This window comes from Streptomyces sp. NPDC091371 (assembly GCF_040684275.1).
In the GTDB taxonomy this organism is placed as follows: Bacteria; Actinomycetota; Actinomycetes; order Streptomycetales; family Streptomycetaceae; genus Streptomyces.
Map to the genome: position 1 here is coordinate 61,281 of NZ_JBFBFP010000018.1, position 16,562 is coordinate 77,842.

Annotated in this window: 18 protein-coding genes; 1 reads left to right on the forward strand and 17 read right to left on the reverse strand. The window is 69.8% G+C overall.

All coding sequences use genetic code 11. The features are described from left to right. Positions 1–13: 13 nt before the first annotated feature. The 17 genes from AB0O21_RS20805 to AB0O21_RS20885 form a co-directional block, all read right to left on the reverse strand. Positions 14–1,498, reverse strand: coding sequence for an aldehyde dehydrogenase family protein (locus AB0O21_RS20805; RefSeq protein ID WP_365172616.1), 1,485 nt, complete (start codon positions 1,496–1,498; stop codon positions 14–16). Between the two features lie 35 nt (positions 1,499–1,533). Further along, positions 1,534–2,274 carry a type 1 glutamine amidotransferase domain-containing protein gene (locus AB0O21_RS20810; RefSeq protein WP_365172617.1) on the reverse strand — a complete coding sequence of 247 codons (741 nt, stop codon included), beginning with the start codon at positions 2,272–2,274 and terminating at the stop codon, positions 1,534–1,536. A gap of 69 nt (positions 2,275–2,343) precedes the next feature. Continuing rightward, positions 2,344–3,087, reverse strand: coding sequence for a MinD/ParA family protein (locus tag AB0O21_RS20815; protein ID WP_365172618.1), 744 nt, complete (start codon positions 3,085–3,087; stop codon positions 2,344–2,346). Next, on the reverse strand, positions 3,087–4,349 hold the full coding sequence (locus tag AB0O21_RS20820; protein WP_365172619.1) for a PP2C family protein-serine/threonine phosphatase: 1,263 nt from the start codon (positions 4,347–4,349) through the stop codon (positions 3,087–3,089). Before AB0O21_RS20820 ends, AB0O21_RS20815 begins: the two co-directional genes overlap by 1 nt. Then, complete coding sequence (locus tag AB0O21_RS20825) at positions 4,331–4,786, reverse strand: ATP-binding protein (RefSeq protein ID WP_365172692.1); 456 nt, start codon at positions 4,784–4,786, stop codon at positions 4,331–4,333. Before AB0O21_RS20825 ends, AB0O21_RS20820 begins: the two co-directional genes overlap by 19 nt. Positions 4,787–4,800: 14 nt before the next feature. Then, positions 4,801–5,112: an STAS domain-containing protein gene (locus AB0O21_RS20830; RefSeq protein ID WP_365172620.1), complete on the reverse strand. Its 312-nt coding sequence runs from the start codon at positions 5,110–5,112 to the stop codon at positions 4,801–4,803. 13 nt (positions 5,113–5,125) lie between these two features. Next, positions 5,126–7,261, reverse strand: coding sequence for a glycogen debranching protein GlgX (gene glgX, locus AB0O21_RS20835; protein ID WP_365172621.1), 2,136 nt, complete (start codon positions 7,259–7,261; stop codon positions 5,126–5,128). Further along, positions 7,258–7,608, reverse strand: a complete 351-nt coding sequence (locus tag AB0O21_RS20840) for an STAS domain-containing protein (protein WP_365172622.1) — start codon at positions 7,606–7,608, stop codon at positions 7,258–7,260. Before AB0O21_RS20840 ends, glgX begins: the two co-directional genes overlap by 4 nt. Before the next feature lie 59 nt (positions 7,609–7,667). Further along, positions 7,668–9,488, reverse strand: coding sequence for an AGE family epimerase/isomerase (locus tag AB0O21_RS20845; RefSeq protein WP_365172623.1), 1,821 nt, complete (start codon positions 9,486–9,488; stop codon positions 7,668–7,670). Between the two features lies 1 nt (position 9,489). Further along, on the reverse strand, positions 9,490–9,912 hold the full coding sequence (locus AB0O21_RS20850; RefSeq protein ID WP_365172624.1) for a VOC family protein: 423 nt from the start codon (positions 9,910–9,912) through the stop codon (positions 9,490–9,492). A 23-nt stretch (positions 9,913–9,935) separates the two neighbouring features. Then, a complete protein-coding gene (locus AB0O21_RS20855) occupies positions 9,936–10,547 on the reverse strand; it encodes a DJ-1/PfpI family protein (protein ID WP_365172625.1) in 612 nt (203 codons plus the stop codon). After that, the gene (locus AB0O21_RS20860; RefSeq protein WP_365172626.1) at positions 10,540–12,144 is read right to left on the reverse strand and encodes a GMC oxidoreductase; all 1,605 of its coding nucleotides are present in this window, start codon (positions 12,142–12,144) and stop codon (positions 10,540–10,542) included. The genes AB0O21_RS20855 and AB0O21_RS20860 overlap by 8 nt, the downstream gene beginning before the upstream one ends. Before the next feature lie 10 nt (positions 12,145–12,154). Further along, positions 12,155–12,532 (reverse strand): nuclear transport factor 2 family protein, encoded by a 378-nt coding sequence (locus tag AB0O21_RS20865; protein ID WP_365172627.1) that lies wholly within the window; start codon positions 12,530–12,532, stop codon positions 12,155–12,157. Between the two features lie 13 nt (positions 12,533–12,545). Further along, positions 12,546–13,001, reverse strand: coding sequence for a nuclear transport factor 2 family protein (locus AB0O21_RS20870; protein WP_365172628.1), 456 nt, complete (start codon positions 12,999–13,001; stop codon positions 12,546–12,548). 23 nt (positions 13,002–13,024) lie between these two features. After that, positions 13,025–13,459, reverse strand: coding sequence for a nuclear transport factor 2 family protein (locus AB0O21_RS20875; RefSeq protein WP_365172629.1), 435 nt, complete (start codon positions 13,457–13,459; stop codon positions 13,025–13,027). Between the two features lie 33 nt (positions 13,460–13,492). After that, positions 13,493–15,151 carry a thiamine pyrophosphate-binding protein gene (locus AB0O21_RS20880; RefSeq protein ID WP_365172630.1) on the reverse strand — a complete coding sequence of 553 codons (1,659 nt, stop codon included), beginning with the start codon at positions 15,149–15,151 and terminating at the stop codon, positions 13,493–13,495. Positions 15,152–15,167: 16 nt separating this feature from the next. Continuing rightward, positions 15,168–15,992: a type 1 glutamine amidotransferase domain-containing protein gene (locus tag AB0O21_RS20885; protein ID WP_365172693.1), complete on the reverse strand. Its 825-nt coding sequence runs from the start codon at positions 15,990–15,992 to the stop codon at positions 15,168–15,170. A 265-nt stretch (positions 15,993–16,257) separates the two neighbouring features. Here AB0O21_RS20885 and AB0O21_RS20890 point away from each other — a divergent pair, with 265 nt between their 5' ends. Beyond that, positions 16,258–16,530 carry a UBP-type zinc finger domain-containing protein gene (locus tag AB0O21_RS20890; RefSeq protein ID WP_365172631.1) on the forward strand — a complete coding sequence of 91 codons (273 nt, stop codon included), beginning with the start codon at positions 16,258–16,260 and terminating at the stop codon, positions 16,528–16,530. Positions 16,531–16,562: the final 32 nt, after the last annotated feature.

Sequence of the window (16,562 nt, forward strand, 5' to 3'; positions counted from 1 at the left end):
GTCCACGGCGGTCTCAGTCCATGCCGATCCAGACCGACTTGGTCTGGGTGTAGCTCTCCAGGGATTCCGGGCCGCACTCGCGGCCGTAACCGGAGGCCTTGTAGCCGCCGTAGGGCACGGAGGGGTCGTACTGGTTGTAGCAATTCACCCAGACCGTGCCGGCCTTGATCTGCGAGGCGACCCGGTGGGCCCGGCGCAGGTCCTTGGTGTGGACGCCGGCGGCGAGGCCGTACGCGCTGTCGTTGGCGATGCGCACGGCGTCCTCCTCGGTGTCGAAGGGGATGATCGACAGGACCGGGCCGAAGATCTCCTCCTGGGCGATCCGCATGCCGTTGTCGACGCCGGTGAACACGGTCGGCAGGAAGTACAGGCCCTGACTGGAGGCGCCCTCCGGGGTCCAGCCGGTGCCGCCGGTGCGCAGGACCGCTCCTTCCTTCTCTCCCACCTCGATGTAGGAGCTGACCTTCTCGAACTGGCCGCGGTGGGCCAGCGGCCCGAAGAGGGTGGCCGGGTCGCGCGGGTCGCCGGGCTTGAGGGCGGCGGCCCGCCGGACGAGGCGTTCGACGAGTTCGTCGTGGATGGGGCGCTGGAGCAGCAGGCGGGAGCCGGCGGTGCAGATCTCGCCCTTGTTGTAGTAGATGCCGAAGAAGGCGAGTTCTTCGGCGGCGTCGAGGTCGGCGTCGGCGAAGACGATGTTGGCGGACTTGCCGCCGAGCTCCATCGTGACCTTCTTCAGGGTGCCGGCGGCCTTGCGGATGATGGACTGGCCGACCGCGGTGGATCCGGTGAACGCGATCTTGTCGATGTCCGGGTGGTCCGTGAGGGTCTCACCCAGTTCCACGCCCGGACCGGTGATGACGTTCAGCACGCCGTCCGGTATTTCCGCCTCCTGGAACAGCTCGGCGATCTTCAAGGCGGTGAGCGGGGTCGCCGGGGAGGGCTTGTGGACGACCGTGTTGCCGGCCGCGAGGGCCGGCGCGATCTTCGTCATCGACAGCAGCAGCGGGAAGTTGAACGGGGTGATGGCGCAGACCACGCCCAGCGGTTCGCGCAGGGTGTAGGCGAGCTGTCCGCCGGCCGGGGCCCGCGAGGAGCCGTCGACGCGGGTCACGGCGCCGGCGTAGTAGTGCATGAGCTGGGCCGCCATGGGTGCGTCGACCGTGCTGGAGAACGCGAAGGGCTTGCCCATGTCCACGGTCTCCAGGAGGGCGATCTCCTCCAGGTCGCGCTCGATGAGCTCGCCGACCCGGTTCAGCCGCAGCGCGCGCTCCTGGGCCGACAGTCTGCTCCACGGACCTTCCTCGTACGCCTTGCGGGCGGCGGCCACCGCCGCGTCCGCGTCGGCGGCGGCGGCCTGGGCCACCGGCACGATCTCCTGGCCGTCCACGGGGCTGATGTCCGGCTCGGTACGGCCGTCCTGGGCCTCGACCCATTTGCCGCCGATGAACAACTTCCCGGGGTTGGCCAGGGGCTGGTCGCTGAGCGCGCGCTGTGTCATGGCTGCCTTCCGGATTCGTGTGCGGGGGGCTGCTGTCAGCCCTGCGCGAGCTGCTCTAAGAACGTCTCGGCGAGGGCCTTGGAGGAGTACGGGTTCTGGCCTGTCGTCAGCTTGCGGTCGACGACGACGTGCGAGTCCCAGATCGCTTCGGCCTTCTCGTAGCGGGCGCCGAGCCGGGTGAGTTCGACCTCGAGGATCAGCGGGAGCCGGCCGGCCATGTTGGTGACCAGTTCCTCGCTGTGCGAGAAGGCCGTCATCCGGTAGCCCTCGAAGGGCCAGCGGCCTTCGCCGTCGCGCAGGGCGAGCAGCGAGGTGTGGCCGTGGCAGACGGTGGCGAGCGGCTTGTCCTGGGCGATGACCCAGCGCAGGATCTGGGCGAGTTCGTCGGACTTGGGCAGGTCGCCGATGGCGCCGTGGCCGCCGCTCACGTACACGCCGTCGTAGTCGGCGATGTCCTTCTCGGTGAGGGACTCCAGCGCGATCGGGGTCTTCAGCTGGGGGGTGTTCTCGATGACCCGGACGTACTCGGCGGCGTTGGCCGCGTCCTCGTCGGGCGAACCCTGGGGGCGGACCCACTGCAGGAACTGGGGGTCGATGCTCGTCTGGTCGACCGTGGGCGCCCGGCCCCCGATCGTCGCGACGTCCACGACGTGCCCGGCGGCCTTGAACAGCTGGAAGGGGACGACGAATTCCTCGGCCCAGAATCCCGAGGGGTGCTGTTCGCCGTCCAGCAGGTGGAGGGTGGCCTTGGCCGTCATGACGACGAGAATCTTCATGATTCTCTCCTTGTTCTGGATTCGCTGCCGATTCAACACGCCCCTCGCAAGGGGCGTAAGGGGGCGACGTCAGGCCCGCGATACTTCGTCACGTGCGTCCAACGCCGAGATGATGGTGCGGAATTCATCGACCAGGGGGTGGTCGGGATGGGCTTCTGCGAATATGCGTTCCCCGTACAGAGCCGCCATTTCCGGCGAGTACGGAAGGATTCCGGCCAAGGGCGCTCCGTAGACCTCCTGGGCCCGCCGTCGCGCCGCTTCCCGGTCGACGCCGGCCGGGGCCATGCTCAGCACCAGGGTCCGCCGGCAGGGCAGGCGCCCGGCCAGCGCGATGGTCTCCTCGACGCCGGAGAGATCGATCCGGTCGGCCCGCGCCATGATCATCAGTACGTCGGCGCTGGCCATGGCGGTCACCGACTCGTTGTTGAGCCCGGCATGGGTGTCGAGCAGCAGCATGTCGAGGGCGAGGTGGCCGGCCAGCCGGTCGAAGCCCTCCGGGAGCAGCCCCACGTCGTACCCGCTGGTCATGATCTCCCGCAGGGCGGCCGTCCCGGTCCTGGCCGGTACGACGTACAGCCCGGGCAGGGCCACCTGCTGGGCCGCGGCCTCGATCTCGCAGCGGCCGAGCAGGTAGTCGGCCAGCGAGAAGCCGGGCCCGAGCCGGAACAGCAGGTCGAGGGTGGGTGACTGGATGTCGGTGTCCACCACTCCGACCCGGCGCCCCTCGGCCGCCAGGAGCAGCGCGAGGTTCGCGAGCACCGAGGACTTGCCCGTGCCGCCGCGGTGCGAGTGCACCACGATGGTGCGGGTCATCAGGCCACCACCTGGTAGCCGGTGCCGTCCGCGTGCGGCCCCCGCGCCGCACGTGGATCGGGCCGGTGCAGGGCCAGCATGGTGACGTCGTCGTGCTGTTCGGCGGTGCCGGTGTGTTCGCGCACCGCCCAGTCCATGCGGTCGACGACCTCCTTGCCGCTGGCCGGGGGGCCGGCGAGCAGTTCCAGCATGCGTTCGTCGCCGAGGAAGCGGCCTTGCGGGCAGCGGGCCTCGGGTACTCCGTCGGTGAACACGAAGAGGGTGTCGCCCGGGTTCAGCTGGGCGTAGCCGAGGGTGTAGACGCAGTCGGGGAGGACCCCGACGGCCGGTCCGGTGATCTCCAGTGCGCGGGGCGGGCTGCCGTCGGCGTGCAGCATCAGGGGCGGGTTGTGGCCGCCGTTGATGTAGACGAGGCTGCCGGTGAGCGGGTCCAGCACCCCGAAGAACAGGGTGGCGAAGTAGCCCTGCCGCAGGTGGTTGCGGGTGAGGTAGCCGTTGGTGGCGGTGACCGCGTTGAGCAGCGGGGTGGCGCCGACCACCGGGATGCGGCGGCTGCCGCCGCCGCGCCCGGCGACGAGGTGCTGCAGTCCGCTGTTCTCGGCGGTGTGCCGCAGCAGGGAGCGGATCAGGGCCATGAAGAGCGCGGCGCCGACCCCCTTGTCGCAGACGTCGGCGACGACGAAGGCGAGCCTGCGGCCGCGGGAGATCTCGAAGACGTCGTAGAAGTCCCCGGCGACCTGGCGGGCCGGCCGGAACCGTACGTCGATCTCCCAGCCGTCCGGGACGGGCAGCCGTTCGGGCAGGAAGCCCGCCTGGATCTCCCGGCCGATCTCCAGCTCCTTCTCGTAGCCCATGAGCTCGGCGCGGGCGTCCGCTTCGCGCAGGGTGCGGCCGAGTCCGGCGCGCTCCGAGCAGCTGTGCAGGCGGGCTCCGACGAGGGCGGGCAGGAAGGGCGGGACGAGGTAGTCGTGCCCGATCCGGACGTGTTCCTCCAGTGCGGCGAACTCCGTCACGGTCCAGGCGACCACGATGGGTGCCCCGGCCCAGCGGCGCAGCCGGCGCACGGCCATCCGTACGGACTCCCCGTCGGCCTCGGCCGGGGCGAGCAGCACGTCGGCGACGGGCAGCTGCTCCAGCGGGCCTTCGCGGAGCTCCGTGAGGGAGCGGGTGACGAGTTCCGCGTCCATCGTCCGCAGCGCGTCGAGCAGCTCGGGCGTCGGCGGCGGGTACTCGTCGAGGATGATCACGGTCGTGGAGGGCATGGGTCCGTCCCCTCAGCCTTCACGGTCAGCGTGCTGATGTTGCGGCCGTCCGTGTGTCGGTAGCTGAACTCGTCCACGCTGGTCAGCGCCAGGTGGATGCCGAGGCCGCCGATCCGCCGCTCCTCGGGGCGGACCCCGGGGGCGGGCGGCAGGCGGCCTTCGACGGGGTCGAAGGCGGGTGCGGTGTCCTCGATGACGATCTGTACCCCGCCCGGGCCGGAGCGGCCGCGGACGGTGATCCGCCCGTCGCCGCCCCGGTACCCGTGCATCACGATGTTCGTGGCCAGCTCGTCCACGGCCAGCCGGATCCGGTACGTGGCGCCCTTGTCCAGGCCCGCCCGTCCGGCCAGCCGCAGGACGAACGAGGCGATCTCGCCCAGTGCCCCCAACGTCGCGGGCACCTCCAGTACGGCGGGCTTCCTCGCCAGTTCGACCATGTCGGTCACGGTCGTCACTCGTCGGCGAGGACGATGCTCCGGTCGAGGCCGGCCGTCCGGATGGTCCGGGACACGGGCTCGATGGCACCGACCACCTTGATGGTGACGTTGTCGGCGACCTTCTGCTGGGCGAAGACCAGCGAGCGCAGTCCGGCGCTGGCCATGTAGCCGACGCCGGCCATCCGGATCTCCACGGTGGTCGTGCCGTGCCCGGCGGCCTTCTCGATGGTCTGGTGGAAGTCCGGCGCGGTCTTGGCGTCCAGCTCGCCCGTCAGCTCGATCACGGTGGTGTCGCCCTCGATGCTCAGGGACACGGAAAGGGGCATCTCAGGTCTCCTTCTACTCTTCGGGATCGTTCGTACGGCCGACCAGGATCACGACCGAGCGCGGCCCGATCAGGTACTTCCCGGCGTTGTCGAGTTCCTGCTCGGTGCCCGGGGTGCGGATGTCGTGCGGTGCCCCGGCCCCGGTGTCGGCGAACAGGTGCCAGCTGCGCCCGCCGGGAAGGGCGGGCAGTTCCAGGTCGTGCGCTTCCCAGTGCGCGTTCATGGCCACGTACACCACGTCGTCGTCACCGGTGCCGCAGCGGGCCACCGCCAGGAGCCGGCTCTCGGCCGACCAGTCGGGCTGCCAGGCCCGCTCCCCGTGCCAGCTGATGTCGGGCAGACCCAGGCTGTCCCGGATCCGGCCGGTGGGGTGCGTGGTCGCCCGCAGTTCCCGGTGGTGCTTGCGGAAGGCGATCATCTCCCGTGTGAAGCGGAGCAGTTCGGCGTTGTCGTCGACCTGGTCCCAGTCGAACCAGGACAGTTCGTTGTCCTGGCAGTACGTGTTGTTGTTGCCCTGCTGGGTCCGCGCGACCTCGTCCCCGGCCAGCAGCATCGGGATGCCCTGGCTGGTGAAGAGGATGGCGAGGGCGTTCTTCATCTGCCGGGTGCGCAGCTCGTTGATCCCGGGGTCGTCGGTGGGCCCCTCGGCTCCGCAGTTCCAGCTGTTGTTGTCGTTGGCGCCGTCGTTGTTCCCTTCGCCGTTGGCCTCGTTGTGCTTGTCGTTGTACGAGACCAGGTCGGCGAGGGTGAAACCGTCGTGCGCGGTCAGGAAGTTGACCGAGGCGGCGGTTCCGCGGCTGGAGTAGAGGTCGGGCGAGCCGGCGAGGCGGGTGGCGAGTTCCCCGGTGACGCCCGGGTCGCCCTTGAGGAAGCTGCGCACGGTGTCGCGGTACTTCCCGTTCCACTCCGCCCAGCGGCCGTACGCCGGGAAGTTGCCGACCTCGTAGAGGCCGCCGGCGTCCCAGGCCTCGGCGATGAGCTTGGTGTGCCGCAGCACCGGGTCGTAGGCGAGCAGCTCCAGCAGCGGCGGGTTGGGCAGCGGGGTGCCGTCCAGGGCCCGGCCGAGGATGGCGGCGAGGTCGAAGCGGAAGCCGTCGATGTGGTAGTCGGCGACCCAGTGGCGCAGGCAGTCGAGCACGTAGTTGCGCACGACGGGGTGGTTGCAGTTGACGGTGTTGCCGGTGCCGCTGAAGTTGAAGTAGTACCCCTCGGGCGTGAGCATGTAGTACGTGGCGTTGTCGAGCCCCTTGAAGGAGATCGTCGGGCCCTGCTCGTTGCCCTCGGCGGTGTGGTTGAAGACGACGTCGAGGATGACCTCGATGCCGGCCGCGTGCAGGTCCTTGATGAGGGTGCGGAACTCGTCGCCCTGCATCCCGTAGCGTCCGGTGGCCGCGTAGCCGGCCTTGGGCGCGAAGAAGGAGACGGTGTTGTAGCCCCAGTAGTCGAAGAGCCGCTCGCCCGTCTCCGGGTTGGTGCGCGGGTTGTCGCTCTCGTCGAACTCGAACACGGGCAGGAGCTCGATGCAGTTCACGCCGAGTTCCTTGAGGTACGGGATCTTCTCGCGCAGTCCCGCGAAGGTGCCGGGCGCGGTGACCTGCGAGTTGGGGTGCCGGGTGAAGCCGCGCACGTGGGCCTCGTAGACGACGAGGTCTTCGGCGGGGATGCCCAGCGGGGTGTCGTCGCCCCAGTCGAAGTCCTGGAGGCAGACCCGGGAGCGGTACTGGTAGCCGCGGCTGCGGTCCGGTTCCACGCCCCACACGTCGCGGCCGGCGATCAGCCGGGCGTAGGGGTCGGAGAGGACCTGGCGGGCGTCGAAGCGGTGGCCGGTGACCGGGTCGTAGGGGCCGTCGGCCCGGTACCCGTACTCGATGTTCTCGTGGTCGAGGCCGAAGACCGTCATGGCGAAGACGCTGCCGGTGCGGAATTCCTCGGGGAACTCCAGTTCGGCCATCGGCTCGGGCTCTCCGCGCTTGTAGATGACCAGGGTCATGGAGGTGGCCTGGTCGGAGAAGACGGAGAAACTGACCCCGCCGGGGACCACGTTGGCCCCGAAGGGGAACGGCTTGCCGGCGCGGACGCGGTACCCGCCCACTTCGTGGGTCGGGTACGCGTCGACGCGCAGGACCTGCTCGGACTGGGCCTCGCTCATCGCGCGGCCCTGGCCTTGGCCTTGGCTTCCGCGGCGGCCGCCTCGCCGGTCTCGAAGAAGTCGAGGAAGCCGGTGGCCGACATGACGAACCGGACTTCCTCGCTCACCCCGTAGAGGGTGACGGCGACGCCGGCGTGCTGGGCCTCGCGGTACACGACGAGCAGGGTGCGCAGGCCGGCGCTGGAGACGTAGGTGACCGCCGTGAGGTCGATCCGCAGCGGCCTGCCCTCGCGGACCAGCGGCAGCAGCGCCTGGAGCAGCGAGCCGGAGGTCTCGCTGTTGATCTCACCGGTGGCGACGAGCACGGTGCCCGTCTTGTTGCGGCGTTCCTTGACGTTGAGACTCATTGCTTGCTTTCCCCTCTGGATGGGGCGCCCCCGTTGAGCGCGCGTGGCCCCCTGGCGATCTACTTGGTCACCGGCCGGAGCCGGACCTTGACCTTGACCCGCCCCTGGACGTCGGGGAGGTGGACGGTCAGCGCGTCCGCGTCGAACTCCTCGTACGGCTTCTCGTCGATCTCCACGGAGGCGATCCGCACCGAGCCCGCCGGGAGCAGGTCGGGCGAGACGCGCAGGATCCGGTCGGGCAGGTTGGTCGGGTCGGGCTGGAAGTGGAAGTCCATCTCCCGGCCGTTGATGAGCAGGTTGTTGTAGACGGCGGCGAGGTAGCACAGCTCCGCCGAGTGGTACATGGACATCGAGTGGCTGCCCTTGAGCCGCTCGGTGCCGAGCAGGTACGGCGTGCCGCTGGCGAGCACGTTGAAGTAGACGGCTCCCTCGTCGTGGTCGAGGAAGAAGGTGTTGTAGAAGGCCTGGGCCTGCCGGGCCTCGCGCAGGTTCGCGTCGCCGCCGACGGTGCCGTTCAGGATGAGGTAGGCGAGGATCGCCTGCTCCTGCTGCCACCAGGCCTTGCGGTCGTGCCAGGCGAAACGATACGTCTCCTGGTCCCCGGACTTGAGCCGCTCGACGACGTCGTACCAGCCGCCGCGCTGCACGTCGCTGCCGACGGCCGGCATGATCTCGCCGATCTTCTTGGCGAGCTCCTCGTACGCCGGCTTGGCCTTCAGCGAGTTCATCCGCATCAGGTTCCAGGCGATCTTCAGGTTGTGGCCGACGACCGCGCGGTCCTGCTGCCAGCTGTGCGCCTTGTCGTGCGACCAGTCGCGCATGAAGCGCTCCTGGACGAAGGGGCTGTTCTTGTAGTCCGGGAAGCGGTCCGCGATGGTGTCGAAGGTGTACTCGAGGAAGTCGGCGTACTTCTGGTCGCCGGTCGCCAGGTACAGGTTGATCAGGTACGCGGGCGCGTGGTCGCCGACCGAGTTCCAGTTCTTGCGCTCGGCGTTCTCGCCGAGGGACTCGTGGTCGGCGCTGAAGAGGATCGGGTCGATGTGCGAGTAGTAGCCGCCCTGCTCCGGGTCGAAGAAGAACTTGTCGAACAGCCGGATGGTGGCGTCCGCGTCGTTCTTGATCCGGACGTCACCGGTGACCCGGTAGGTCTGGATGGGGCCGGCCAGCGCGTAGATCTGCTCGTACATCGGGATCGCGTCGTAGTCGTCGGAGAACTCCGAGGTGAACAGCTTGCGTTCGGTGTCCCCGTCGACGCTGATGCCGTGGTACCAGAAGACGACGTCCTCCTCGCCGTCCACGACGCGCATGTGCTTGCGCAGGTACTCGGTGCCGCGCTCGGCGACCTCCAGGTACTCGTCCTTGCCGGTCAGCAGGTAGGCCGAGGCCATGCCGTAGACCAGGCGGGAGATCGTGTCGGTCTCCTGGACGTGGCTGGCGGTCTTGTCGCCGCCGAGGCGGATCTCGGTGCGGTACTGGGTGAAGTCCACCGGCCCGTCGCCGAACTGGGCCCGCTTGTAGAAGTCGGCCAGCGATTCGATCTGCTTGATCCACCAGCTGGATTCCTCGAAGCGGTAGTCCTCGGCGCCGCGGCCCAGGAACACCAGGCGCTTGGCGTCGAACCGCCCGCCGTGCTCCGGGTAGTGGACGCCGTAGGCGAAGAGGAACCGGCCCGGCGAGAGCATCTCGTCGATGTGCCCGGAGGCGTCGATGTAGGGCTCGTCCAGGTTGCGGACCAGTTCGGCGCTCGGGTCGCCGGCCAGCGAGACGTCGAACTCGCGGCCGTCGGACGTCTTCAGGCGCAGGACGCGCGATCCGGAGTCGAAGCGGACGACGTAGCCCGCGATGGTGTCGGAGAAGGAGAAGCTCACGGCGTCCGCCATGTCATGCACCGTCCTTGTCGTGAGAGCCCTCGTGAGAGCGGTCGTCCTCGTATCCCTGGCTGACCTCGACGATCACGCCGTCGGGGTCGCGGAGCCATACGGTGCGCCAGCCGCAGATGAAGTCGTCGAAGTCCAGCGGTCCGAGCGTCACGTCGGCCGCGTCCCCGATCTCGGCGAGGAAGGCGTCGACGCTTTCGGTCTGGAAGGCCAGGTGGCGCATCCGGCCGGGGGCCTGGGGCCCGTCGTCGTGCGCGGTGCGCGCCGGTTCGTTGGTGCCGGCCGCGAAGAGCTCCAGGTACGCGTCCCCCTTGCGCAGGAACACGATCTCGGAGTCGCCCAGGTTCACCACCCGGGCCCGGGAGAACCCGAAGTACCGGGTGTAGAACTCCTCGGTGGTCTTCTGGTCCAGGCAGTTCAGTCCCACGTGCGACCACCGCAGCCCGGCCATCAGGCGGCGCCCCGGCCCCGCCCGGCCGCGATCAGCTCGATGATCCGGCGGGCGAAGAGGTGGTGGTGGGCGCCGGTGCGGCCGGTGACCAGGTCGCCGTCGACGACCACGTCCTCGTCCACGTACTGGGCGCCCATGTTGCGTACGTCGCCGATGAGGTTGTTGTGGCAGACGACCTTGCGGCCGCGGATCTTGCCCGGGATCGAGGAGGCCAGCCACATCCCGTGGCAGATGATCCCCTTGAGCACGGTCGGCTCCTCGAACGCCCGGCGCAGCAGCTCGGTGGCGGGCGCGAGCACGTCCACGTCCTCGGTGTAGCGCAGCCGGTCGGCCACCATGCCCGAGGGCACGATGACCGCCGCGTACCGGCGCAGCTCCTCGTCGCTCAGCCCCTCCAGGGACTGGCTCGCGGTGAAGGGCGCCCGGTACTCGTGCCCGGAGAAGGTGATGGAGTCGTTGCCCCACAGCCGGGTCAGGAAGTCGACCTCGGCGCCCTCCTCCGCGAACCGGTGCTGGTAGTAGAAGATCTCCGGCTCGTAGAAGTCGCTCTCGACCAGGACCGCGATCCGCGTCCCGGTCAGCGCGCCCTCGCGCAGGACGGCGTCAGGCACGGGACACCCCCTTCAGGAAGTCCGCCGCGCGCTCGGCGATCATCGCGATGGCGGTGTGGCAGTTGCCCGACGGGACGGCGGGCATCACGCTGGCGTCGACGACGCGCAGGTTCCGTACGCCGTGCACCCGCAGCTCGGGGTCGACGACGGAGAGGTCGTCGATGCCCATGCGGCAGGAGCCGGCCTGGTGGTGGTAGCTCTCCGACTTCTGCCGGACGAAGTCGCGCAGCTCGTCGTCGCTCACGTAGCCCGGACCGGGCTGGAGCTCCTGCTTGTACCAGGGCGAGAAGGCGGAGGTCGCGAAGATCTCCCGGGCGGTCTTGACGCCCTGCACCATCCGCTCCAGGTCCCACCGGTCGCCCAGGTAGTTCGGGTTGATCAGCGGGTGGGCCAGCGGGTCGGCGCTCGCCAGCCTGATCCAGCCGCGCGAGACGGGGCGTACGACGCCGGGCAGGATGGACACGGTGTTCGGGTGGTCCTGGCCGACGATCACGTCGAACGGGACGTGGACGAAGGCGATCTGCAGGTCCGGCGCGGGCAGCCCCGGCCGGGAGGACAGGAACAGAGCGCTCTCCGACAGGTTCTGCGCGGGCGGCGGGAGTTCCTGGGTGACCTCGGCCATCAGCCCGGTCAGTACGTGGTTGTGGAAGTTCTCGCCGACGCCGGGCAGGGCCGCGGTGACCGGGATGCCGTGCTCGCGCAGCTGCCCGGGCTGTCCGATGCCGGAGAGCAGCAGCAGCTTCGGGGACTCGATCGCCCCCGCGGCCACGATCACCTCCCGGCGGGCCCGTACGGTGTGCAGCCCGGGCTCGGCGGCGCTGCCGTGGGTGTCCGCCACCGTCCGGCCCGGGAACTCCGAGGGGGCCTGGAGCTGGACGTATTCGACTCCCGTGCAGGTGTCCCCGTCGAAGAGCAGCCGGGTGGACTGCGCGCTGGTGCGCAGGGTCAGGTTCGGGCGGCCGAGCGCGGGCTCCAGATAGGAGGCGAGGACGCCCTGCCGCTTGCCGTCGGCCACGTCGATGTGGTGCCAGCCGGTGCCGAAGAGGCCGCGCCGGGGCCCGTCGGTGTTGAAGTCGGCGATCTCCTGGTGGCCCAGCTCGACGGCCGCGTCGATGAAGGCGCGGGAGACCGGGTTGGGGCCGTGCCGGCCGGCGTTGGTGATGCGCTGCGGGCCGCGGGTGCCGGTGGTGGCGGCGGTGGCGTCCTCCTGGTCCTCCAGCAGGGCGAAGTAGGGCAGCACGTCCTCGTACGCCCAGCCGGCCGCGCCCTGGTAGGCCCAGTTGTCGAAGTCCGAGGCGTGGCCCCGGATGTGCATCATGATGTAGAGGTTGCTGCTGCCGCCGGGGGCCTTGCCGCGCGGTTCGTAGGTGCGGCGGCCGCCCAGGCCGGGCTGCGGGGTGCTGGTGTAGCCCCAGTCGACGGGCCCGCCGAGCAGCTTGTACCAGGAGGACGGGTCGTCCACCTCGGGCGGGATCCGGGAGCCGCCCGCCTCCAGGACGAGGACGGAGGTGTCCGGGTCCTCGGAGAGCCGGTTGGCCAGCACGCTGCCGGCGGTGCCGGATCCCACGACGATGTAGTCGTACTCCTCGACGCTCACGGGTCCCCCCTCAGTCCTGGCTCAGGACCTGGAAGGGGACCGTGTCGTGGTAGTTCGCCATGTAGGCGATCTTTCCGTCCACGATCCGGAAGAAGTTCATGACCTCGGCCTCGATGGCCTCGCCGGAGGCGCTGACCGCCGTCAGGTGCGAGACGGCCGCGGCCTTCTCCCCGCCGCCGTCGACGATGAAGTGCACGGGCTCGTTCCGGAAGACCCGGTACATGTCGCCCATGCCCTTCATCATCGAGCGCAGCACGTCCAGGCCCTCGATGTGCCCGGCGAGCTGCTCGTCCATGACCTGGTCGTCGGCGAACAGGTCGCACCAGCGGTCCCAGTCCCCGGCGTTGGCGTACTGGTAGTACTTCGTGAGGATCTCTCGCGGTTCCATGAAGTCGCTCCCCCTATCGGTCCCGTCGGGTTCCGTCCGGCGCGAAGGGCGCCCAGAACTGGCTGAAGGCGGAGGCCGTGTCGCCGAAGAGGCCGTCTCGGCCCTCGACGATCCGGCCGTCCCGCCACCGCATGAAGTGGAAGACCGGGTAGTCCATCCGCTCGTACGGCGACCGGCTCGCGCCGTCGGCGCCGTCCCGCAGGGCGACGTTGCGGCACACGTCCGCGCTGCAGTCCTCGCCGACGAGGACCGCTTCCAGGTCCATCCGGAAGGTGCCGCCCGTGAGCTTGTGGGTCTGCCCCATCAGCTCGAGGAAGGCGTCGAGGCTCTCGTACCAGCCGGCCAGCGGGTGGTTGCCCGGCACGAGCCAGCGCAGGTCCTCTGAGTAGTACTCGAGGATGCGCGCCCGGTCGCCGGAGCCGAGGGCGGCGTAGGCCGCCTGGACCCGCTCCCGCGTCACTTCGGTCATCGTCGCTTCTCCTTCGCCGGCGGTCAGAGGGAGCCGGAACCGGGCATCGGAGCCAGGTCGTTGACGGTGTACTGCTTGATCAGCGGCCCGTAGGGCCCGGCCACCACCGTCCAGGTCTGGTCGGCGTCGAAGCCGAGCCACTCGCTGCGGGCGGCCGGCGGGTCCCAGATCTTGGCCTGCCAGTTGACGAGGACCCGGACGATCGCCCGGTCGCCCTCGATGACCGGCTCCACCTTCGTGACCGTGTGCACCTCGTCGAAGAACCGGTTGGTGACGGCCTCGTACCAGCGGCCGAAGCCCTGGTGGCCGAGGAAGGTGTCCTCGGGGACCTTGAACTCCAGGTCCTCGGTGATCAGGGCGAGCACCTGGTCCAGCGCGACGTGCCGGTCCAGTGCCACGTACCAGTCCTCGGCGAACCTGCGGATCGCGTCCTCGGTCAACTGCCGCTCGGCGGGCATGCGGTCTCCTCCTGTCCGGTGGGTTGTATCGGCTCAGATCTGGATGTCGACGAGGAACGGGCCCGGGTGGGCCAGCATCCGGTTCACGGCGGCGACCGCCTCGTCGGGCTTCTCCACCCGCATTCCGCCGGCGCCGAGGCTCCGGGCCAGCCCGGCGAAGTCGATCTCGGGGTGGGAGAGGTCGAAGGAGCCCGGGAAGCCGTGCTCGGGGATGGAGCGCTCCCGCCAGTACTGGGCGATGTTGTCGTCGAGCAGCCGGTACTTGCGGTTGTTGCAGACCACGAACTTGGCGTCGATGCCGTGCCGGACCGCCGTCCAGAGCGCCTGGTAGGTGTACATCGACCCGCCGTCCCCGGCGAAGCCGACGACGAGCCGCTCCGGCCGGGCCAGCTTGGCGCCGACCGCCCCGGGGAAGCCCACGCCCAGCGAGCCGCCCCGGGTGAGGTGGTAGTCGCCCGGGCGCTCCGCGGGCAGGTACCGGGTGACCAGCGGGGAGGTGGTCAGCGCCTCGTCGAAGACGATCAGGTCCCCGCCGGTGCGCTCGGCCAGGGTCCGCAGGAAGACGGCCATCGGGGTGCCGTCGTCCGCCGCGGCCCGCTCCCGGTCCTCGCGGGCCCGTTCCCGGGTCCGTACGTCGAGCCGGGCGGCCGCGGCGGCCCGCCGCTGCGGGACCAGCCGCCGCTCCAGTACGCCGGCCAGCGCGCGCAGCGCCTGCCGCGGGTCGGCGGCCAGGCCCAGGTCGACGGGGTGGTTCTTGGCGATCTCGTAGGCGTTGAGGTCGATGTGGACGATCTTCGCGCCCGCCCGGAAGGGGCTCTCCAGCTCCGGGAACACCTCCGGGAAGACGTAGGTGCCGACGATGAGGACCCCGTCGGCGTCCCCGATCAGCTCCTTGCTGTGCGGGCCGAACATGTGGCCCGTCTGGCCGCGCCGCAGCGGGTGCGAGGCCGCGATGTTGACCTCGGAGGAGTCGACCTCGTACACGTCGGCGCCCAGCAGCTCGGCGACGGCGGCGAGTTCCCGCTGCGCCCCGGAGAGCGAGACCCCGTCACCGACGAGGAGGACCGGGCGCTCGGCGGAGGCGAGCAGCTCGGCCGCCCGCCCCACCGAGGCGGGCGAGGGCGCCACGTCCGTGAGCGGCACCGTGGCGGGCAGTACGGGCTCGGAGTTGAGCTCGTCCAGCACGTCCATGGGCAGCGCCACGAACACGGGACCGCGGGGCGGGGTGAGCGCGATCTTCACGGCCCGCCGGATGGTGCGCAGTACGGACCGGGGGTCGGTGACCCGGGTCGCGTACTTGGTCACCGGCTTCGCCATGGCCACCAGGTCGCAGGCCATCTGCGCGTCCATGGCGTCGTAGCGGACTCCGGCGTCGCCGGCGACCACGACGAGCGGGGTGTGGCCGCGCAGCGACTGGTAGAGCATGCCGATGCCGTTGCCCAGCCCGACCCCGGAGTGCAGCTGGAGCAGTGCCGCGCCGCCGGTCGCCCGGGCGTACCCGTCGGCGATGCCGGCGGCCACGGTCTCCTGGAGGGCGAGGACGTAGGTGAAGTCCTCGGCCGCGTCCACCGCGTCGAGGAATCCTTGTTCCACCGTCCCCGGATTTCCGAACATCACATTCAGGCCGTCGGCCTTGAACTGCTCGATCAGCCTTTCCCGGCCCGGACGTGCCGGAGTCGCCTCGCCATTCATCGAACTCCCCCTGAAATTACCAGCCGTACCGGATGAGACCGTCCTCCAGGACTTCCACGATCTTCTGCCCCGTGAGGTACGAGTCGGGGGTCGAGCGGCCGGTGACGAACGGGAAGTCGACGATCACCGAGACCGGCTTTCCGAAATTGCCGTGGTACGCGCCGCGCGGGCCGGTGGCATCGCGCAGGATGTACTCCAGCGGATACGGCGGCGGCCCCATGTTGAAGTCGGTGCCGAGGAATCCGGTGCCGTCCTTGTAGTCGTACTCCTTGCAGTGGCCGGTCACGTGCTTGCCCCAGATGATGCTCTTGCGGTCGCTCCAGTCCCGGGCGAAGGCGAGGCAGGCGACGCCGTAGCACTCGGCGGCGACGACTTTGCCGGCCTTCTCGAAGGCCAGGATCAGGGCGTGCACGCGCTCGTTGTTGGCGAGGTCGGCGATGGGGCCGCTGCCGCCGACGATGAGGATCGCGTCGTACCCGGCGATGTCGGCGTCGAGTTTGTCCAGATCGCGGTGGTACTGCTCCAGCTTCCGCAGGTAGCCCTCGTCGCTCGTGTACGGGCGCTCGGGGACCCATGCCTCGATGTCGAGCGGGGAGTCCAGCCGGCTGGACTGCTCGAACTCCCGGCCCAGCCGGGCGTTCTCCTCGGTGGTGACCGAGCGTCCCAGCGGGGGGTCGATGTAGTTCGCGTCGAGGCTCGGCGGAAGAGCGTGCGCACGCTTTCCGGTCGGCGTGGCGAATATGACCTCGTAGCCCCGCTCGTCGAACTTCGATACGGGGCCTATCAGTTCCTCGGCCCAGTAACCGTGTTCGGAGACAATGACCAGAATCTTTCTGCTCACGTATTCCTCCAGGCGCCGCCTGTTGTCGTTGGCGTCCACCACACTGGCCGCGCCCGGGGCCTGCGTCAAAGCGTCGGCGTGCGACTTGGTGAGGTAGCCGCACAGGTCGTGGCGGCACCTCAGGAAGTCGCCTCCGGACATCATGAAGTAGCTTCAGGACTACCTGACTTCGGCCGAATCCCTGAACCATTGCGAGCACCGCGCCCTATGGTCTGGACGCGCGGTGATTGACGGGCGCGAGGACGCGACGAGAGGGACGGGGACGATGACGATGGACCTGTTGTGCACACACATCGATCAGATACGTCCGGTGAAACCAGGCACCGGTGGCTGCGAGGAGTGCCTCGTCTCCGGCGACACCTGGGTGCACCTGCGGATGTGCCTGAGCTGCGGGCACGTCGGGTGCTGCGACTCCTCGAAGAACCGTCACGCCACCCGCCACTACCGGGCGACCGCCCACCCCATCGCCGCCTCGCACGAGCCCGGCGAGGACTGGGCCTGGTGCTACGCCGACAAGCTCATGCTGGACCCGGCGTGAGCGCGGCCCCGGAGAGCGCGGCCGCCGTCACG